Annotated in this window: 14 protein-coding genes; 7 read left to right on the top strand and 7 right to left on the bottom strand. The window is 62.4% G+C overall.

Annotated elements, in window-relative coordinates:
- A partial coding sequence (locus VEJ16_10885) for an aminotransferase class III-fold pyridoxal phosphate-dependent enzyme (GenBank protein ID HYB10167.1) occupies positions 1–789 on the bottom strand: 789 nt, incomplete at its 3' end.
- Between the two features lie 461 nt (positions 790–1250).
- Here VEJ16_10885 and VEJ16_10880 point away from each other — a divergent pair.
- From VEJ16_10880 to VEJ16_10870, 3 genes are all read left to right on the top strand, one after another.
- On the top strand, positions 1251–2129 hold the full coding sequence (locus VEJ16_10880) for a transporter substrate-binding domain-containing protein (GenBank protein ID HYB10166.1): 879 nt from the start codon (positions 1251–1253) through the stop codon (positions 2127–2129).
- A gap of 62 nt (positions 2130–2191) precedes the next feature.
- The gene (locus VEJ16_10875; GenBank protein HYB10165.1) at positions 2192–2866 is read left to right on the top strand and encodes an amino acid ABC transporter permease; all 675 of its coding nucleotides are present in this window, start codon (positions 2192–2194) and stop codon (positions 2864–2866) included.
- 5 nt (positions 2867–2871) lie between these two features.
- Complete coding sequence (locus VEJ16_10870) at positions 2872–3654, top strand: amino acid ABC transporter ATP-binding protein (protein ID HYB10164.1); 783 nt, start codon at positions 2872–2874, stop codon at positions 3652–3654.
- A 31-nt stretch (positions 3655–3685) separates the two neighbouring features.
- On the opposite strand, the gene VEJ16_10865 is transcribed toward VEJ16_10870, so the two are convergent.
- Entirely contained in the window at positions 3686–4501 is an 816-nt protein-coding gene (locus VEJ16_10865) for an LOG family protein (protein ID HYB10163.1), read from the bottom strand.
- 332 nt (positions 4502–4833) lie between these two features.
- On the opposite strand from VEJ16_10865, the gene VEJ16_10860 reads away from it, so the two are divergent.
- The 3 genes from VEJ16_10860 to VEJ16_10850 all read left to right on the top strand — a co-directional run bounded on the left by VEJ16_10860 (position 4834) and on the right by VEJ16_10850 (position 9440).
- The gene (locus VEJ16_10860; GenBank protein HYB10162.1) at positions 4834–5520 is read left to right on the top strand and encodes a class I SAM-dependent methyltransferase; all 687 of its coding nucleotides are present in this window, start codon (positions 4834–4836) and stop codon (positions 5518–5520) included.
- Positions 5521–5608: 88 nt separating this feature from the next.
- Positions 5609–7339 carry a hydantoinase B/oxoprolinase family protein gene (locus tag VEJ16_10855; protein ID HYB10161.1) on the top strand — a complete coding sequence of 577 codons (1731 nt, stop codon included), beginning with the start codon at positions 5609–5611 and terminating at the stop codon, positions 7337–7339.
- A 19-nt stretch (positions 7340–7358) separates the two neighbouring features.
- Complete coding sequence (locus VEJ16_10850; GenBank protein HYB10160.1) at positions 7359–9440, top strand: hydantoinase/oxoprolinase family protein; 2082 nt, start codon at positions 7359–7361, stop codon at positions 9438–9440.
- 35 nt (positions 9441–9475) lie between these two features.
- Here the strand turns inward: VEJ16_10850 and VEJ16_10845 are convergent, their stop codons facing one another.
- Genes VEJ16_10845 through VEJ16_10835 form a run of 3 tightly spaced genes read right to left on the bottom strand, consistent with a single transcriptional unit; the run spans position 9476 to position 11833 of the window.
- Positions 9476–10606, bottom strand: coding sequence for an FAD-binding oxidoreductase (locus tag VEJ16_10845; protein ID HYB10159.1), 1131 nt, complete (start codon positions 10604–10606; stop codon positions 9476–9478).
- On the bottom strand, positions 10537–10791 hold the full coding sequence (locus VEJ16_10840; protein HYB10158.1) for a hypothetical protein: 255 nt from the start codon (positions 10789–10791) through the stop codon (positions 10537–10539). The genes VEJ16_10845 and VEJ16_10840 overlap by 70 nt, the downstream gene beginning before the upstream one ends.
- Complete coding sequence (locus VEJ16_10835) at positions 10781–11833, bottom strand: 3-hydroxyacyl-CoA dehydrogenase family protein (GenBank protein HYB10157.1); 1053 nt, start codon at positions 11831–11833, stop codon at positions 10781–10783. The genes VEJ16_10840 and VEJ16_10835 overlap by 11 nt, the downstream gene beginning before the upstream one ends.
- A gap of 679 nt (positions 11834–12512) precedes the next feature.
- Between VEJ16_10835 and VEJ16_10830 the strand changes: the two genes are divergently transcribed.
- Positions 12513–15650, top strand: a complete 3138-nt coding sequence (locus VEJ16_10830; protein ID HYB10156.1) for a transglycosylase domain-containing protein — start codon at positions 12513–12515, stop codon at positions 15648–15650.
- A gap of 23 nt (positions 15651–15673) precedes the next feature.
- On the opposite strand, the gene VEJ16_10825 is transcribed toward VEJ16_10830, so the two are convergent.
- Together VEJ16_10825 and VEJ16_10820 are read right to left on the bottom strand one after the other, a co-directional pair.
- On the bottom strand, positions 15674–17989 hold the full coding sequence (locus VEJ16_10825) for a xanthine dehydrogenase family protein molybdopterin-binding subunit (protein ID HYB10155.1): 2316 nt from the start codon (positions 17987–17989) through the stop codon (positions 15674–15676).
- A 132-nt stretch (positions 17990–18121) separates the two neighbouring features.
- Positions 18122–18535 carry a VOC family protein gene (locus VEJ16_10820; GenBank protein ID HYB10154.1) on the bottom strand — a complete coding sequence of 138 codons (414 nt, stop codon included), beginning with the start codon at positions 18533–18535 and terminating at the stop codon, positions 18122–18124.
- Positions 18536–18564 lie beyond the last annotated feature (29 nt).

Raw genomic sequence — 18564 nt, 5'->3', positions numbered from 1 at the left:
TCCGAATCCGGTGATGATCTCGTCATAGATGAGGACCACGTTGTAGCGGTCGCAAATCTCCCGAAGATGCTGCAGGTAGTCCGGCGGTGGCACCATGAAGCCCGCCGACGAGATCGAGATCGGCTCGACGATGACGGCGGCGACCGTCTGCGGGTCCTCCGCTTCGATGGTCCGCTCGATCAGCTTGACGCAGGTCCGTCCGCACGACGGGTAGCTTTGGTCGAAAGGGCATCGATAGCAATAGGGCGGATGCACGTGAATGAACCCAACGCCAAGGGGTTCGTAGACCGATTTGCGCTCGCGCCCGCCACCCGCCGAGAGGGCGCCCATCGTGCCGCCGTGATAAGCGCCGTAGCGGCTGATGATCTTGTATTTCCGCGGATGTCCGGTCTGCAGATGGTATTGGCGCGCGAGCTTCATCGCCGACTCGGTTGCCTCGGATCCCCCGCTCAGGAATTTGAGAGCGCCGACGCCTTCGGGTGCAATGCGCAACAGAAGTTGGGTCAGGTCGAGAGCTGGCGGGTTCGTGCTGTGAAGAGGGGGGGCGAACGCGAGACGCCTTAATTGTTCGGCCATCGCGTCGATGACGGGTGCGTTCCCGTGCCCGAGGCTCGTGACGAAAACGCCCGAGAGCCCATCGATATAGCGATTGCCCTCCACGTCGGTCAGATAAATCCCGTCGCCCCCCTTTATGACGAGGGGGTTTTTGGCAAACTGCTGCATCTGCATGAAATCGAGGAAAAGCGACGGAATGACGTTTTGAGACCGCCTCGCACTTCCCTCCACCATGGTGCTCCCCCAAAAAACACGACGGCGCCGAGCGCTGCGTGAGATTTTATCGATATATCTCTCGGATGCTACGTCGGCCCATGACGACGAATCAAGAAAGGGATTAAGTATCGGTATCGAACGGCCGATCGAGCAATATCTTCACCGGGCGTCACCGACTTTACAAAGTCGAGCGAACCGAGGGGGTCACGGCTGCGGCAGCCACTGGCTCTGCAATATGAAATTATGCTAATGTTTTGCGCTGTCAGAACGCCTCGTGAGCGGCGAAATACCGGTCATACACGCACGGGCTGCAGCCAGAGGGGGGCAACGAGCGTGTGCGTCGGCGCCGGCGTCCAAGACCGGCGGCAGCAAAACGTTCGTGTCCCCTGCCCGCGGTCCTCGCGATCCCGGCAATGCGGCGAATAAAGGCCGGCCCCCATGCAGGGCGCGGCAACGTAAAATCAGAGGAGGAGCTTAAAATGCGCATGTCACACCCTATCTTTCTCGCTCTCGGCTTGGCGGGTTCGTTGATTGCAGGAGCCGCCGTTGCCGCTGATCCGACGTTTTTCAACGAATCCAAGCCGATGTTCGATAATTGCGGCGATGGCTCGTTGGCGAAAGCGCAAAAAGACGGCGTCACACTCGGCTTTTCCAACAATCCGCCGGAGGCATGGCTCGACGAATCAACCAAGCAGCCGACGGGAATCGATTGGGACATCAACAAGGCGGCACTCGATTGGATGGGTGTGAAGACCATCAAGATCGAATGGATGCCCTGGGAATCGCAAATTCCGGCACTGCTCTCGAAACGCACGGATGTGATCGCCGGAAACATTCACCACACGCCCGAGCGCGACAAAGTGATTAGTTTCAGCGGTCCGGCCTATTGGTATGGACCCGTCATCATCGTCGCCAAGGGCAACCCCCTCGGCATCAAGTCCTATGACGACCTAAAGGGTAAGAAGGTCGGCGGCATCAGCGGCTCGGCGGCGGAATTCTACCTGCGCAAAGTCGGGGCCGATCTGCAGCCCTTCAAGGCCGAGGTCGAAGAACTGCAGAGCCTGAACCAGGGCCGCCTCGAGGCCGTGCTCGAAGACGATCTGGTCTATCTCCAATTCAACAAGACGAATCCGGGCAACAATCTCGAGCCGCTTTGGAACATCGCCGCCCCCGACGACATCATCAACGGTGGCGGCTATGGCATGGCGCGCTTTGCCGTGCGCAAGGAAGACTGCACGTTGCGCTCCGCTTATACCCAAGCGTTGGCCGAAATGCGGGCCAACGGGCAAGTCAGCTACATTTTGAAGAAATATGGGCTGAGCGACCGCAACCTGGTCTTCTATAAGCTCAATCCTTGACAGGGGCGGCGGCCGGGGTGCCTGGCACCCCGGCCGATCACGCGCCCAACTGATCCTTCGCCATGGAACTCTTCAATCTCGAAATCGCGCTCGCGAACTTCGGGCCGCTACTTGCGGGCCTGTTGATGACGGTCCAACTCACGATCGTCGTCATCGTGATCAGCCTCGTATTCGGCCTTTTGGTCGCCCTCGGCGGCCTGTCACGATACGGACTGCTGCGCTGGTTCATCAAGGGTTACATCGAGGTGATCCGCGGCACGCCACTTCTGTTGCAGCTCATCTATGTCTATTACGTGCTGCCGGAGATCGGCATCCGACTCGACTCCTTCACAGCCGGCGTGATCGCCCTCTCGCTCAATTATTCCGCCTATATCTCCGAGGTGTATCGCGGCGGAATCCAGGCGATTTCCCGCGGCCAGCACGACGCCGCCGCGGCTCTTGGGATGACCCACGCGCTCGCGATGCGCCGAATCATCCTCCCACAGGCGATACGCATCGTCATTCCGGCACTCGGGAATTATTTCATCGGGCTCTTCAAGGACACGGCCTTGTGCTCGGTCGTCAGCATCCAGGAAGTAGTGTTCACCGCTCAGATTCTCGCGGCGCGCAATTTTCAGTACTTCACGCTCTACACGGTGACCGGCGTTCTCTACTTCGTCGTGAGCTTTCCCGCCGCACGCGTCGTGGGATACCTCGAGCGCATGACGCGCCGCGGCTACCGGCGGAAGCGGACGTGAAGACGATGGCCTCGGATGCCGCACCGCCAATGGTGGAAGTCGAGGACCTGCACAAGTATTTTCAGGCGCGCCACGTTCTCAAGGGCATCAACCTCACCGTGACCGTGGGTGAGGTCGTGTGCGTCATCGGTCCCTCGGGGAGCGGGAAGTCCACGCTTCTACGCTGCATCAATCATCTCGAGGTCGCCGAACGAGGCCGTATCCGCATCGATGGACAGCTCGTCTACCGCGACGAGGTCCAGGGGGCCTTCCGCTCCCATTCGAACCGCGCCATCGCCGCCGTCCGCGCCCAGGTCGGTATGGTCTTTCAGCAGTTCAACCTCTTCCCGCACCTGACCGTTATCGAGAACATCATCGAAGCACCCGTCCACGTACTGCGCAAGCCAAAGCCGGCGGCGACGGAACGCGGCCGGGAGCTGCTCGCGCAAGTGGGCCTCACGGAAAAGGCCGACTCCTACCCCGAGGAACTGTCGGGGGGCCAACAGCAGCGCGTGGCGATCGCGCGAGCACTCGCCATGGAGCCCAAGGCGATGCTGTTCGACGAAGTGACGAGTGCCCTCGATCCTGAGCTGGTCGCGGAGGTGCTCTCCGTCATGCGCGCCCTTGCCAGACAGGGAATGACCATGCTCGTCGTAACGCATGAAATGAATTTCGCGCGGCAAGTCGCTTCGCGCGTCATTTTCATTGATGACGGGGCTATCGTCGAGGAGGGCGCACCCGAGACGATGTTCGGGGCGCCGCGCGAAAGGCGCACGCGCGACTTCCTGCGGACGATTCTCGAGCGCTGAGTGCGGTCGCGAGCGCCTGACGGCAGTTCCGTTAGAGGGTCGGGCCGGGGCTGCCTAGTGCGAAGTCGGTCAAGCCATGGGTGATCAGTTGGTAGGCTTCGTCGATCGAATTCGTGCGATGGAAGAGGTGGACGTCCTCGGGGCTGATCGTTCCATATCGCACGAGGGCGTCGAGATTGACGACTTCGTCCCAAAACTTCGTTCCGAACAGGACGATCGGCATCGGCTTGCGCATCTTGCGGGTCTGCACAAGTGTGAGGATTTCAAATAGCTCGTCGAGCGTGCCAAAGCCACCGGGAAACAATACGACCGCCTTCGCGAGGTAGACGAACCAGAACTTACGCATAAAAAAATAGTGGAAGTGCACATGGAGCTCCCTACTCACGAAGGTGTTGTAGAATTCCTCGTTCGGGATCGAGATGGTCAACCCGACATTGATCCCCTTCGCTTCGGACGCCCCGCGGTTGGCCGCCTCCATGATCCCAGGGCCTCCACCGGTGCAAACGACGAAGCGGCGCTCTTCGTTCCCGAGATTTTTCGACCATTCGGTCAAGCGACGGGCAAGCTCGCGCGCAGCCTCGTAATAGGTTGACAGCTCGACTGCCGTGCGCGCCGCCTCGACCCCCTCGCCTTTCCTTTCCGCCTCGGCGAGAGCTGCGCTCGACGTTTCCATCGACTTTATCCTGGCCGAGCCCATGAACACGATCGTGTCCTGCACGTTGTGCCGCTGGAAGCGGTAAAGGGGCTCGAGATATTCGGCCAAAATACGCAAGGCGCGTGCGTCCCGGCTCTCCAGGAACCGTTGGTTATGGTAAGCCTTGGGCTGGTGGTGCGATTGCTGGGCCATGCGCTTCCTCGATTTCCGGACGTTGGGGCAGGGATGCCACAACGCGCCGAGAACGTTGCCTGAGGCGAGAGCGTAACGGTTTGAGGGACGTTCGACAAATCGCCACCCTCGCCGGGCAAAATCCCCCGCAATGGAACGAGTCGGCTAGCGTGGTCTTCGAATTTGAAGTGCCCAATCGTGGTTGGCGCCAAAATCATAGGAACTTCAAATCCACCACACTAGTATAGCCCGGTAACCGGCTCGATCTTCGGGTCGCACCGAGGCATAATGGCGCTTGAAGGTTCGTTGGCCGACAAACGATCCCGGCCGCCTCACTGAGGGAAAAACGATTCATGTCCCAGCTTATGGATCTCAAAACCATCAAACAGACCTATCGGCATTATTCCGGGATCTATGATTTTTTGTTCGGTCCCGTCCTCGAGCCCGGCCGACGCGCTGCAATAGCGGCAGCCCAACTAAAGCCCGGGCAGCGAGTCCTGGAACTCGGCGTTGGCACCGGCCTGTCGCTTTCGGCTTATCACCCGGGCACCCGCGTCGTCGGCATCGATGTGTGCCCCGAGATGCTTAAGAAAGCCCGGCGGCGCGTGGCCCAGCTCAATCTGGGCCATGTCGAGGCCCTGATCGAGATGAATGGCGAGCAGATGGACTTTCCCGACCACGATTTCGATGCGGTCGTGGCCATGTACATCGTCGGCGTCACGCCCTCGCCGGAACGTCTTCTGGCGGAGATGCGCCGCGTCTGCGTGCCCGGCGGCGACATCGTGATCGTCAATCATTTCGCCTCCCGCCACCCCTTCATTCGGCGCTTCGAGAAGGCCATGGCCCCGCTCTCGGCCGAAATCGGCTTTCGCACCAATCTCGATCTGGCGTCGATCGGCGGCATCGACGAGCTCGACCCCATCGATGTCCGCAACGTCAATCTCTTCGGCTATGCAAAGCTGCTCCATTTTCGTAATCGAAGCGCAGCATCCCCTAACGGTGCGGAGTCGCTCGCAGCCGAAATGAGTGCGGGTGAGTGACCCGTCGGAACCCGAATCCAGCAGACCTCCGCGCGGCAACAGCGGCAAGATTTCTGGGCTCGCACACGGAAAAAACGCAATGCATGGTATGACCAATTCGGTCGATCCGATCACGCGCTCGGTCATTCAGCACCGGCTCTTCTCGATTGTCGAGGAAATGGGGGAGGCGATGCTGCGCACGTCCTATTCCCAGATTCTCAATTCGAGCCGCGACTTCTCGATGGCGATTTGCGACACGAACTGCAGGCTCATTGCCCAGGCCGAGCACATACCCGTGCATGTGGGCGCCATCCCGTGGGCCGCCCGTGCGGTGCGCGAGGTGTTCCGCGACAAGGTGCAGCCCGGGGACGTCATCCTGCTGAACGACCCCTACAACGGTGGAAGCCATTTGCCGGACGTGACTGGATTCGTCCCCGTTTTCGACGGCAAGCGACATCTCTACTGGACCATCGTGCGCGCCCACCAGGGCGATATCGGCGGCGCTACGCACGGCGGCTACAATCCTGGTGCGACGGAGGTTTGGCAGGAGGGTTTGCGTATTCCTCCGCTTCGACTCTACGATGCGGGCAAGCTTCGCCAGGACGTGCTCGAGACCCTCGTTCTCAACGTCCGTCATCCGCGCGATTTCCGCGGGGATCTCGCGGCGATGGTCGGGGCGGCACGGGTAGGCGAGCGTCGTATGCTGGCACTTCTGGCCGAACTCGGGCGGCCCACGGTCGAGGCGGGGATCGAGGCGATGCTCGATGCGGCCGAGGCGCAGACCCGGGCCATTGTCTCGGGCTGGCGCGACGGCGTTTACCACGGGGAAGCGATTCTCGACGACGACGGCCATGGTGCAGAGGATATCCGCATTATCGCGAAGGCGACGAAGCGCGGCAGTACAGTTGAAATCGATCTCACGGAATCGGATCCCCAAGTCATCGGCTTCGTCAATTCCTCCCACGCGAACATGCAGTCGTCCGTCGCGATGGCGTTCGCCTACTTGATCGATCCGGAGGTGCCCAAGAACGATGGAACGTTCAGGCCGCTCAAGGTGACGGCGCGGCCCGGCACCGTGGTGTGGGCGGAATCGGGAGCGCCCGTGACCCTTTGCACGAGTCATTGCGCGAATGAAATCGTCGAAGCCGTGGTGAAGGCGCTTGCGCCCGCTTGCCCCAAGCAGGCGATGGCGGGATGGGGCCGGCGATTTCGCATCGCCATCCAGGGTGAGGATCCACGCACGGAGCGCGGTTTCATCTGGCATCTTTTTCAAGCCCGCCCCGGCGGCGGCGCGTCGTCGATGGGCGACGGCTGGCCGTCCGCGGGAGAGTGGCATTCGGTCGGCGGAATCAAATTCGGCAGCGTCGAAGTCGCCGAAGTGCGCTTTCCCCTTTTCTTCGAAAAGCACGAGTTTCGCGCCGGGTCGGGTGGCGATGGGCAGTATCGCGGCGGAGCCGGGTGCGACCTCGAGCTTGTCGTGCAGACCTCGAAGGAAGCCGTTGGAAACACCGCCGGCGATGGCGTCCGTCACGGTGCCTGCGGGCTCTTCGGCGGTCGGGATGGCTTGCCGCATAGCTATCGCCTGCGTTCGAAGCGACGAAAGCCTCGCATGCTCAAGACCAAAGAGACGGGGATCGTCATTCGTGCCGGCGACGTAATCGAGGTTCACTCGGGCGGCGGGGGTGGATGGGGTGCGCCCGAAAAGCGTACCGCAGCGGCCAGGGCGCGCGACCGGCTTCTTGGCTATACAACGGCCACACCGCAAAAGAAAACGTCTGCCCCGAAGGGCAGCCGCCGCAAACGCAAGCGCGGGCGCAGGTCGAGCCGCGGCGGACATTAAGGTGGGGCGGATCGTGGCCGTGGCGCGCGGTCGGGTGCCGGACGCTCGACTGACGATCGGCGTCGATGTCGGCGGGACATTCACCGACGTCGTCGCGGTCGATGGCAACGGCAAGACAACGTTTGCCAAGGCGGCTACGACACCGGCCGATCAATCGCTCGGCGTCATCGACGGCTTGAACAACCTCGCCAAGCGTCTCAATCTCATGCTTGGGGAACTCCTTGCGCGCGCGGAGCGCATCGTTCACGGCACGACGGTCGCGACAAACACCTTGCTCGAGCGCAAGGGTGCAATGGTTGGACTCCTCACGACCGAGGGACACCGCGACGTGATCGAAATGCGGGAGGGGTTGAAGGAGGATCGCTACAACCTCCGCCTGCCGCCGCCCGAGCCGCTTGTGCCGCGCCATCTTCGCCTCGGCGTAAAGGAGCGGCTGCGCTACGACGGTAGCGTCCTCCGCCCGCTCGACGAGCGATCGCTGGCACAGGCGGTTGCAACGCTGAAACGAGCGGGTGTGGAGGCCGTCGCGGTTTGCTATCTCCACGCCTACCGCGATCCCCGGCACGAACTTGCAACGCGCAAGCACCTCAAACGCGCGATGCCGGACGCGTTCGTCTCGCTCTCGAGCGACGTGCTGCCGCAGATCAAGGAGTACGAGCGCATCTCGACCACGATCGTGAATGCCTATGTCGGGCCGACGGTCAGGCGCTATCTCCTTAGCCTGAAGAAGCACCTTGTCGGCTCGGGATTTCGCGGTCCGCTCTTCATCGTGCTTTCCCACGGCGGGATCGCCCCCGTCGAGGAGGCGGCACGCCTCGCCGTCGGCACGGTTCTCTCCGGTCCCGCAGGTGGCGTGGCGGCGGCACGACGCGTGGCCGAACTTCTTGGTGTGAAGGACCTGGTACCCTTCGACATGGGCGGAACCAGCACCGACATTTCGCTTATTTCCAACGGCGAGCCGGCACTCACGGCCGAGCGCAGTCTTGCGGGGCAGCGAATAGCGCTCCGCAGCCTCGACATCATCAGCATCGGCGCTGGCGGCGGCTCGATCGCACGAGTCGATACGGGCCGCTCGCTTCATGTCGGGCCGCAAAGTGCGGGTGCGGATCCCGGACCCGCTTGTTACGGGACGGGCGGCAGCGCCGCGACGGTCACCGATGCCAACCTCGTGCTCGGCTATCTCGATGCCGATAACTTCCTCGGCGGGCAACGCCGCCTCGACAAAGCCGAAGCGGAAAGGGCCGTCGACCGGGTCGCGAAAGCCCTTCGCATCGATCGGATCGCCGCGGCCGCCGGAATCTATCGCGTCGTCAACGCCCGGATGGCCGAGGGCATACGGTTGATGACGGTGCGGCGCGGCGTCGATCCGCGCCGCTTCGCACTTCTGAGTTTCGGCGGTGCCGCGGGAATTCACGCCGTCGAGGTGGCACGGCAACTCGAACTCGACCGGGTCATCGTCCCGGCGATCGCGTCGGTCTTATCCGCCTGGGGCATGCTGGGAATGGATCTGCGCTATGAAGTGAGCCGCACCCACGTGGGCGACGCAACGCGGCTGGACAGCCGCCGCGTACGTCGTGTCTTCGAGCGGATGGAGCAGGAGGCGTGCGGCAAGCTCGGTAAATGGTTCGGCGGCGCCATCCGCGCGCAACGCTCGGCCGAGATGCGCTACGGCGAACAAATTTTCGAGGTCGACGTGCCGCTCGACGACGTCGATTGGCAGGGCGAACGCGTTCTCGAGTCGATGGTCGAGCGGTTTCATCGACGCCACGCCGAGCTTTATACTTATTCGGCTCCGGATCAGGAGGTCGTGCTCGTGAACGCCAGGGTCGCTGCGGTCGGCGCTCTCCCCGCCATTTCGGCGGAGCGCTCCGCGACCCCCCGCGAACGGGCGGCCGTTCCCCGTCGTCGAAGGATCCATCTCTTGCGCTGGCGTGAGGTCCCCGTGTTCGACATGGATCGCCTTGTCGAGGGCCAGGAAATCGCCGGTCCCGCGATCATCGAGGCCGAGACGACCACCGTCTTGCTCAACGCAGGCGATCGCGCAGGGATCAACGAGCTCGGGTGGCTCGATATCTCGTTGCGGCCGACCGAGGGCGCCTGAGCAGGGACCGGCGGCGCACTTCGCTCACATCGCCTTCAGCGCCTGCTCGCCCATCGATCGAGCAGGTCGTAGACGGCCATCGCGTGAGGCACGAACCAGGGATTTCCCGTATAGAGCGGCACCGTAGGGAATGGCCGTTCGGCGAAAACGGTCTCGCCCTCTCGCGTGCGGAGGATACGCTGGGCTGCCTTGCGGCCGAGATAAGTCCCCATGGGCACGCCCGCGAAACAGTACCCACCTGCGAAGTGAATGCCATCCGTCATTCCGATGTGCGGGTAGAGATCAAAGGTGGCCGCACAGCGTCCGGTCCACGCGTGGCCGATCTTGATGTCGGCAAGGCCGGGGAAGTGGATGGTCGCCAGGCGATGGAGCTCGGCGGCTTTTGCCTTGAGCCCGCTCGACCGGCTTCCCGTGCGCCCGCCGAACAAGAGGCGGCTTCCGTCGGGCGAACGCCTTAGGAAAATGACATTGAAGGCATGATCGATGACCGTGCGGTCCCTGGGCAGGACCCGATCCATGACGGCGGGCGCGAGCGGTTCCGTCGCAACCATATAGGCGTCGAAGGGAACAAGACGGCGCTGTAACCACGGGAAAGCGGTGCCGCTATAGCCGTTGGTCGCGACGAGTACATCGCGCGCCGCGATGCGGCCGCGAGCGGTCGTGAGCGAGAATCCCGGCCCTTTGCCGAGGGGCTCGATGCGGGTCACGGCGGTTTCGCCATTCAGCCGCACGCCGGCGGATCGGGCGCGCTCGAGCAACCCGCGCTGATAAAGGCCGGGATGCAGTGAGCCAAGATCCGGAATGACAGCACCACCCCGGAATGCATGCGTAACGATTTCCTCGGGCAGTCGATCTCGCTGATAAAGTTCGAATTCGTCGCCGAGATGTTGGCGCCGGAGAGATAGTTCCTCGCCCAGATCCTCGAGTTGAGCGCGCGAGCGCGCGAGAACGAGTCGCCCGCATCGCTTGAAGCGGCATGCGATCTGCTCGGACGTGATGACCTCCGATACGGTGTCGAACGCAGCCTGCATTTCCTTGTAGACCGCAACCGCGCGCGCGATGCCGAAGCGGCGCACCAACGAGCGGAAGCTGTGCTTCAGACTGCGGCCGACGTAGCCGGCGTTCCGCGAACTGGCCCCTTGCCCGAGGTCGCCCGCGTCGACCACCGCGACGCTACGGCCTGCCCGGGCCAGGGGAGTGCAGCATTGAGCCCCGTGATCCCGGCGCCAACGATGGCGACATCGACCTTCGAGGGCAGATTGCCGGAATCGAGCTTGAGCGGGGGAGCCTCATCCCACCAATAAGGGTTGGTCGCGAAGTCGCCCGTGAAGAGATCATCGTTATCGGCCACGGCGGCCTCCCTTTGCCAAGCGCTTCCTCCCCACCACCTTCTTCGTCGCACGCTTCGCACGCGGCGCCCTTGCGGTCGCAGGCGTCTTGGGCTTGCCAGCTCCCGCTTTGTCGGCCTTCAACCATCGGAAGAGTTCCGCGCGCCGAGCGGCGAGCAGGGCGTCGCCGTCGCGCTTCTGCCAATCATATATCCCGCGGCCACTTGGCTGACCACGATGGCCCTCGGCGGCCAACTTCGCCACTTCGGACGGCGGTTCGGGTCGCACATCGAGGGTTGGCTGGAGGAAGCGGGCGAAATTTACCATCGTGTCGAGCCCGCCGAGATCGGCCGACTCGATCGGGCCGGTCACGCCAAGGCGGCGGCCGATGCTGTAACGGACGACTGCGTCGATCGCCTCGGCGGAAGCAGCGCCCGCGGCCCACAGCGACCACGCTTCGCGCAAGGCCGCGAACTGGATCCGGTTGCCGATGAAGCCGGGGACCTCCCGGTCGATCACGACGGGCTCTTTTCCCGCACGGCGTAATACACCGCATACCCAGGGGACGACGTCGACATCGGTCTGGGGCCCCGCGCAAACCTCGACGAGGGGGATGAGTTGCGGAGGATACCAGAAATGCGTCGCCACGACGCGCCCGCGGTGACGCACCCGGGCTACGAGTTCGCTCGCCGGATGTCCGCTCGACGATGCAAGCACGGTAGTGGGTGCAACGACGCGGTCGAGCCGGCCGAAGATGTCGAGCTTGAGTTCCATATTTTCCGGAACCGCTTCGACCACGAGCTCGGCACCGGCCGCGTCCTCGAGCCTCGTTGAGACCGCAATCCGCCCGAGCGTTGCCCGCACCTCGGCCTTGGTCGTAAGACCATTACGTCGAAAAGCCTCCCGGCTTGTCTCGATGCGCTTCAGCGCGCTCGCAAGACTCGCTTGGCTCCGCCCGATCAAATGCACCTTGAGCCCGGATGCGGCGAAGACCTCCGCCATGCCGTGGCCAATGATCCCGTTGCCGATCACGGCAACGCTGCTCAGCTTTTTCGGTGTCGACATGCCTCGCCCCCCATCGCCGCCATGCCAACCTGCTTATCATGCCAATCGATTTCGTGAAGCGCAAATCCGCGGGCAGCTGGTTCGACCCCGCAAAGCGTGCCATACCCCTGTCGGTTCGTCAGCCGGTCACGCAGATCGAGGGGCACAATCGGCTGGCGCTCGAGTTGGCTGTTCTGGGAACGGTTAGGACCCTTTTTTTTTGGGGCGCCCAAAAACTGCAACGGTAGACCAGTCCCGACAAATCCCTCTCGCGCCGCCGCCCTGTGTACCCACCTTTCCGTAATGCCGACGCGGCCTGGTCGCAGCGCGGCGCTGGCTCATGAGCGGCCCGTACGCGTCCCGATCGAGCCTATCTTTACGGCTAGTCAAGATATACGTACGCAAAAGAAGTAAGCAAAATTAAATAATTAACTGATGTGATCTCGGCCTTTGAAAGCCAGTTTCGTACGCGTACGAGGATCATGGCGATGCTCCTGGGGAAGATTGGTATTGCCAAAAACCGGCAAAGGCATTGTCGCGAGCGCTCGAGTTTTCGCAGGCGCCTCAATCCCCCCGTTCCTATCCCTCGCCCGCCACCCCGAACAGCGCTGTTAACCATTACTCTCTCTAAAGTTGAGAACACTAAATTATGGATTTCGTATATAATTGATATTCCAGGTAAGGACCAGGGTTCGGGACAATGACCGAAGTACCATTGGGTTCCGCGGACCTGCCCGCTCAACCGATGCGGGAGTCCGCACCGAAGGCGCGGGGCAAGCGGCGTGGTCAGGCCGTTTCCACGACCATTTTCCTTTGGGTCCTTCGGCTGGCCACCCTTGCCGGAGTCGGCTGGATCGTCTCGCTCGAACTGGAAACGTCCTATCTTCAGTCGCTTCTTTTCACCCGCGTCACCCAAGGCATGGCGTTTCGGGTCGAGCACGGCGTGTCCGAAACGACGCATGCGCCGAACGGTGGGCCGTATGACGATCGGCTCGGCTACACGCGGCTCGCCGCATTCGTCGAGTCGCTCAATACAAAACATTACACGGTCGAGAGCGCAGCACGGCCCTCCCCGGCCCTTGCCGAGTTTATCGCCCTCGGCGGCTATGCGCTCTATCACGAGAAATCCTTTGGCGGCCTGACGATCTTCGATCGGATGCATTCGCCCCTTTATGCGAGTCGGGTCCCCGAGCGCACCTACGACAGCTTCGAAGCGATCCCCCCTCTCGTCGTCGACACGCTCCTCTTCATCGAAAACCGCCATCTCCTCGACCCGGACCACCCCACGCTCGATCCCGCGGTCGAATGGGATCGTCTGTCCCTGGCAGTCGCCGGTCAGATCGCGCACGCGATCGATCCCCATATCAAGGAGGGTGGCGCCAGTACGCTTGCGACACAGCTTGAGAAATTCCGGCACTCGGCTGGCGGTCGCACCGATTCTGCGCACGACAAACTTCGCCAGATGGTCAGTGCTGCCGCTCGTGCATATCTCGATGGCTCCGACACAACCGCCGCACGTCGACAGATCGTCGTCGCCTATTTGAATTCGACGCCCCTTGGTTCCCGACCGAATTTCGGCGAAGTCATCGGGCTCGGCGATGGGTTGCATGCTTGGTATGGCACCGATTTCGCGTCCGCCAATCGCGTCCTCGCCGCACCGGCGCTCGATGCGTCGGCTCTACGCGTCAAGGCACTCGTGTACCGGCAGGTCCTGAGTTTGCTCCTTGCGCAGCGCCGCCCGTCATACTATCTGCCAGGCAATCGCGAAGGGCTCGAAGTCCTGAACGCAAAATACCTCGATCTTTTAGCGATGGCGGGTGTTATCGACCCTGCCTTGTATCGCGCCGCGGTCAAGGTATCGCCCCGTATTCAGGAAAGCCCCGGCGTCAGGGGTGTTACCGAATTCGTCGAGCGAAAGGCCACCGACGCAACGCGCACGGAGCTGCTCTCCCTCCTCCACATTCCGAGCCTTTACGATCTCGATCGCGTCGATCTTTCGGTCGAGACGACGCTCGACACCGCCGCTCAACGACAGGTCACCGATGTGCTTTCCCATCTCGGCGACCGAAATTTCGTGCGCTCGCTCGGCCTTGTCGGATTCCACATGCTTGGGAACGAGGACCCGGCCCGGATCAACTACAGTGTCGTGCTTTACGAACGGGGTGCGGATCGCAACTTCGTCCGCCTGCAGGCCGATAGCCTGAACGAGCCCTTCGATATCAATTCGGGCGCCAAGTTGATTCTGGGTTCGACGGCGAAGCTGCGCACACTTATCAGCTATCTCGAAATCGTCGCGGCCCTTCATCGACAATATGCAGGCCTTTCCCCGCGCGAGATCGAGAACGCCGAGGCGAATGCCCGCGACCCCCTCACCCACTGGGCGCTCGGATACCTTGCGGCTTCACCCGATCGACGACTGCAAGCGATGCTCGACAGTGCCATGGGGCGGACGTACTCCGCCAATCCCAGCGAGGAGTTTTTCACGGGCGGCGGTATTCACGTGTTCCGCAACTTCGAGCGCAGCGACGACGGCAAAGTGCTGAGCGTGAACGATGCGTTCCAGCATTCGGTCAATCTCGTCTTTATCCGCCTCATGCGCGATATGGTGAGGTATTACATTGTGCGCGCCGAGGGGCAAACGCAGGTCCTGCTATCGGATCGCGATGATCCGGAACGACGGCTCTATCTCAGCCGGTTCGCAGACCAGGAGGGCCGGACCTATCTCAACCGGTTCTACGACGACTATCACGGTCTGACGCCCCAGGAGGCGGTCAGCCGGCTCGTCAGCCGGACACGCCCGGTCCCACGGCGGCTCGCGGTCGTGTTCCGCTCGGTTGAGCCGCACGCCGATTTCCGCGCATTTCAGGATTTCCTGCACAATCGCCTCTCCGGTGAGCCGCTCGACGACGCGGTTCTCGCCAAGCTCTACGCCGACTACGCGCCGGATCGGTTTTCCCTCCCGGACCGGGGTTTTCTCGCGGGCGTCCATCCGCTTGAACTATGGCTCGTCAATTACCTCCAGGACCATCCCAAGGCGGGCCGCACTGAAATGCTCGGTGCAAGTAACGTTGAGCGGCAGGAAGTCTACCGTTGGCTCTTCAAGACGAGCAACACGCAAAAGCAGAATGCGCGGATCCGCATCCTTCTCGAAGAGGACGCATTCAATTCCATTCTCGACGATTGGCGTCGGCTCGGATACCCGTTCGGGCAATTGGTACCTTCCTATGCGACAGCGATCGGAAGTTCGGGCGATCGGCCCGACGCCCTCGCCGAACTCATCGGCATCATCGTGGGGAACGGCGTGCGGGTGCCGACAGTGCGCCTCGAGCGCCTTCACTTCGCCGCGGATACCCCCTACGAGACCAATCTCGCATTCCAACCGCCCGCACCCGAGCAAGTGCTCGATCCCGAAATCGCCGCCACGGTGCGGCGCGCACTCTTGGGGGTCGTCGAGCACGGAACCGCCGTCCGGGCGCGAGACAGCTTCGCGGTCTTGAACACGGACCCACCACCGATCGGCGGCAAGACCGGAACCGGCGACAATCGCTTCGAGCGTTTCGCCGCGGACCATCGGCTTATCGAATCCCGGCCGGTCGATCGTACGGCAACGTTCGTGTTTTTCATCGGCGATCGCTTTTTCGGGACCGTCACCGCCTACGTACCGGGCGCCAAGTCGGCCGATTATCACTTCACGAGTGCCCTTGCCGTGCAGCTCTTCCACGATCTGGCGCCGTCGTTTCAGACGCTCATGACCGAGCCGGAACCGGTGATGCCCACGCGCCAGTCATCCTCCGATGGCGCTGAACCTTTGGCGCCGCCGCAGCCAAATTTCGATTGAGGCGGCAAATATGGCGCACGGCGCTAATTCCGAGCAGCTCGAATGGCACGCCAAATCCGTTCCGGCGTGGCCGGCATGTCGAGATGTCGGATCCCGAGAGGGGCGAGCGCATCCATCACCGCATTGAGGATGACCTGGGGTGCTGCCATGGCCCCTGCTTGACCGCTACCCTTGACGCCGAGCGGGTTTGACTGTGTCTCTTCCTCGACGAAGGCGAGATCGAAATTCGGCAAGTCGTCCGCACGGGGTAAGGCGTAATCCATGAGCGATCCGCTCAGGAGTTGGCCGGACCGCGGGTCGTAAACGGTATGTTCGAGGAGTGCTTGACCGATGCCCTGGGCGAGACCGCCTTGCACCTGTCCTTCGGTCAAGAGCGGATTGATTAGGCGTCCATAATCGTCGACGGCGGTATAGCGCTCGACGGTAACGACACCCGTATCCGGGTCGATCTCCACTTCGGCGACGTGGCAGCCATTCGGAAAGGTGTAAAGGTCCGAAATATTGTCCGCGTGGTCATCGAGTCCAGGTCCGATGCCGTCGGGCAAATTGGCCGGGTCCCGCGCGGCGCGCGCGAGATCGAGTATTCCGATCGAGCGCTGGGTGCCCGATACGGTGAAGCGGCCGCTCGCGAAGCCGACTTCGGAGCCGAGCGCTTGCAGAAGGTGTGTGGCAATCGCGCGGCCCTTCGCGATCACGTTGTGGGCCGCCTTCACCAGAGCGCCACCGCCGAGATGCATCGATCGAGCGCCACCGTGTCCAGCGCCACTTTTCACCATCCCTGTGTCGGCCTGAACGAGGCGGAACGATTCAAGCGGCAAACCGAGCAGGTCCGACGCGATTTGAGCGTAGCTCGTCTCGTGGCCCTGGCCGTTCGATTGGGTCCCAACCACAAGCGAGACACGGCCGTCGGCATCGAAGCGAATTTCCGCGCGCTCGTTCGGCTGTCCCCGCGCAGTCTCGAGAAAGCACGCGACCCCGAGACCGCGCAATCGTCCCTGCTGCGCAGCCGCTTTTTTTCGCGCGTCGAATCCCGAGCGGTCGGCATGGATTGCCGCATCGGCGATATTCTCGCCAAAGCGGCCGCTATCGATCAGCATGCCGAGCGCGCTGCGATACGGAAGTTTGTCGATGACGTTGAGGCGTCGCAATTCGAACGGATCGAACCCGATCGTGCGTGCCGCGAGGTCGACAAGCCGCTCGATGAGATAGTTTGCTTCCGGCTTGCCCGCACCCCGATAGGCGTCGACCGGGACGGTATTCGTGAAAGCACCCTGGACGTCCATGAAAATCGCAGGGATGGCATAGACACCGCCCATCGCCGTCGAGGGCGCTGTCGTCGCGCTGAGGGGGCCGTAGGAGGAGAGATAAGCGCCCTGATTGGCGATCGTCGACACTTCCAGCGCCAGGAACCGGCCGGTGCCGTCGAGTGCCAGGCGCGCGCGGGTGTTATTGTCACGGCCCTGCGTGGAGCTCACAAAATCCTCGGTGCGCTCGCCGATCCATTTGACCGGTCGGCCGAAACGGCGTGCCGCCCACAAGACCAGCACCCATTCGGGGTAAAGGAAATTCTTCATCCCGAAACCGCCGCCGACATCGGGTGCGGTGACCGCGATGCGATCCTCCGGCACGCGAAAGACGAACTCGGCGAGTTGCCGCCTGATGCCGTGAACGTTTTGCCCTGTCAAGAGCAGGTGCAGCCTGTCGGACGCCATGTCGTAGCTTCCGATCGCCGCCCGCGGCTCGATCGGCACCACGATCACGCGATTGTTTACGAGCTCGATCTCGACCGTGTGGCTCGCCCTCGCGAACGCCGCCAGGGTCGCCTCCCGGTCGCCTTTCTGGAAGCGATAAGAAAGGTTCCTGGAGATTTCGTCCCACACGAGCGGCGCCCCAGCGGCAAGTGCTGCCGGCCCATCGACCACGGATGCAAGCGGGCGATAGTCGATCTCGATCGCGTCCGCGGCCTCGCGGGCTAGATCGCGAGTCTCGGCGACGAGGAGTGCGACGGGGTCGCCGACATGGCGCACCCGGTCGCGGGCGAGCGCATAACGAGGGGGCACGATGAGAGGTGCGAGCGTGTTAAGCTGCGCCATGCAAGGGAGGGGGCCAATCCCGTCGTTGCGCAAATCGACTTCCGTGAAGACCCCGAGGACGCCAGCCATCTCCCGTGCCGACCCTGCCTCGATCCGCTCTATGACGGCGTGGGCGTGGGGTGAGCGCACCACATGAGCGAAGACTTGCCTTGGAAGCGCCACGTCCTCGACGTAACGGCCGCGCCCCGTCAGGAATCGCGTATCCTCCAGGCGGCGGACCGAGCGCTCGTTCGTTTGCGTTTCCATGGGCGGAATTCAATCGGCGGGTAGGAACAACTCGAGACGGAACTCTCGCACGCGGTATAGGGCGCTCGCAAGGCCCGTGCGGGTCCGCGCGACGGGAACCCCGCCTCATCGTCATATTTTCTTCGACGCCCTCTACTTCTTTTTCTTCGGAAAATACATCCCTTCGAGCTTCAGCCCGTCGGGGTCGAGGAAGAACACGGCATAGTATCCCTTGCCATAGTTGGGATATTCCGCTGGCGGGTCGACGACGGTGATCTTGTTCTTTTTGAGAACCCCAAAGAGATCGTCCACGTCTTTGCGTTTCGCCAACTCGAAAGCGTAGTGATGGAATCCGATGTTGCCGATGCGGTGAGGGTGCTTCTTGCCCTCCGCATCCGCTTCGCCGATCCAGAAGAGCGTCTTGCCATTGCTCCAGCCTGCGGCCCCGTCGAATTCGTATTTCAGAGTGAAGCCAAGGAAGCCGAGTACCTTGTCATAGAAGCGCTTGGATTTGGCGAAATTGCCGACCCGAATCACCAAGTGATCGATGCCGATGACGCGCGCCATCGCGACACCTCCAACTGATCGATTGCCCG

It is taken from the genome of Alphaproteobacteria bacterium, from assembly GCA_035625915.1.
Classification (GTDB): domain Bacteria; phylum Pseudomonadota; class Alphaproteobacteria; order JACZXZ01; family JACZXZ01; genus DATDHA01.
Note: the sequence above shows the minus strand (reverse complement) of the source record. Positions and strands in the feature narration are given on the sequence as shown.

Coding starts and splice junctions, on each gene's coding strand:
- VEJ16_10880 (HYB10166.1), top strand. CDS start 1,251: ATGCGCATGTCACACCCTATCTTTCTCGCTCTCGGCTTGGCGGGTTCG.
- VEJ16_10875 (HYB10165.1), top strand. CDS start 2,192: ATGGAACTCTTCAATCTCGAAATCGCGCTCGCGAACTTCGGGCCGCTA.
- VEJ16_10870 (HYB10164.1), top strand. CDS start 2,872: ATGGCCTCGGATGCCGCACCGCCAATGGTGGAAGTCGAGGACCTGCAC.
- VEJ16_10865 (HYB10163.1), bottom strand. CDS start 4,501: ATGGCCCAGCAATCGCACCACCAGCCCAAGGCTTACCATAACCAACGG.
- VEJ16_10860 (HYB10162.1), top strand. CDS start 4,834: ATGTCCCAGCTTATGGATCTCAAAACCATCAAACAGACCTATCGGCAT.
- VEJ16_10855 (HYB10161.1), top strand. CDS start 5,609: ATGACCAATTCGGTCGATCCGATCACGCGCTCGGTCATTCAGCACCGG.
- VEJ16_10835 (HYB10157.1), bottom strand. CDS start 11,833: ATGTCGACACCGAAAAAGCTGAGCAGCGTTGCCGTGATCGGCAACGGG.
- VEJ16_10830 (HYB10156.1), top strand. CDS start 12,513: ATGACCGAAGTACCATTGGGTTCCGCGGACCTGCCCGCTCAACCGATG.
- VEJ16_10825 (HYB10155.1), bottom strand. CDS start 17,989: ATGGAAACGCAAACGAACGAGCGCTCGGTCCGCCGCCTGGAGGATACG.
- VEJ16_10820 (HYB10154.1), bottom strand. CDS start 18,535: ATGGCGCGCGTCATCGGCATCGATCACTTGGTGATTCGGGTCGGCAAT.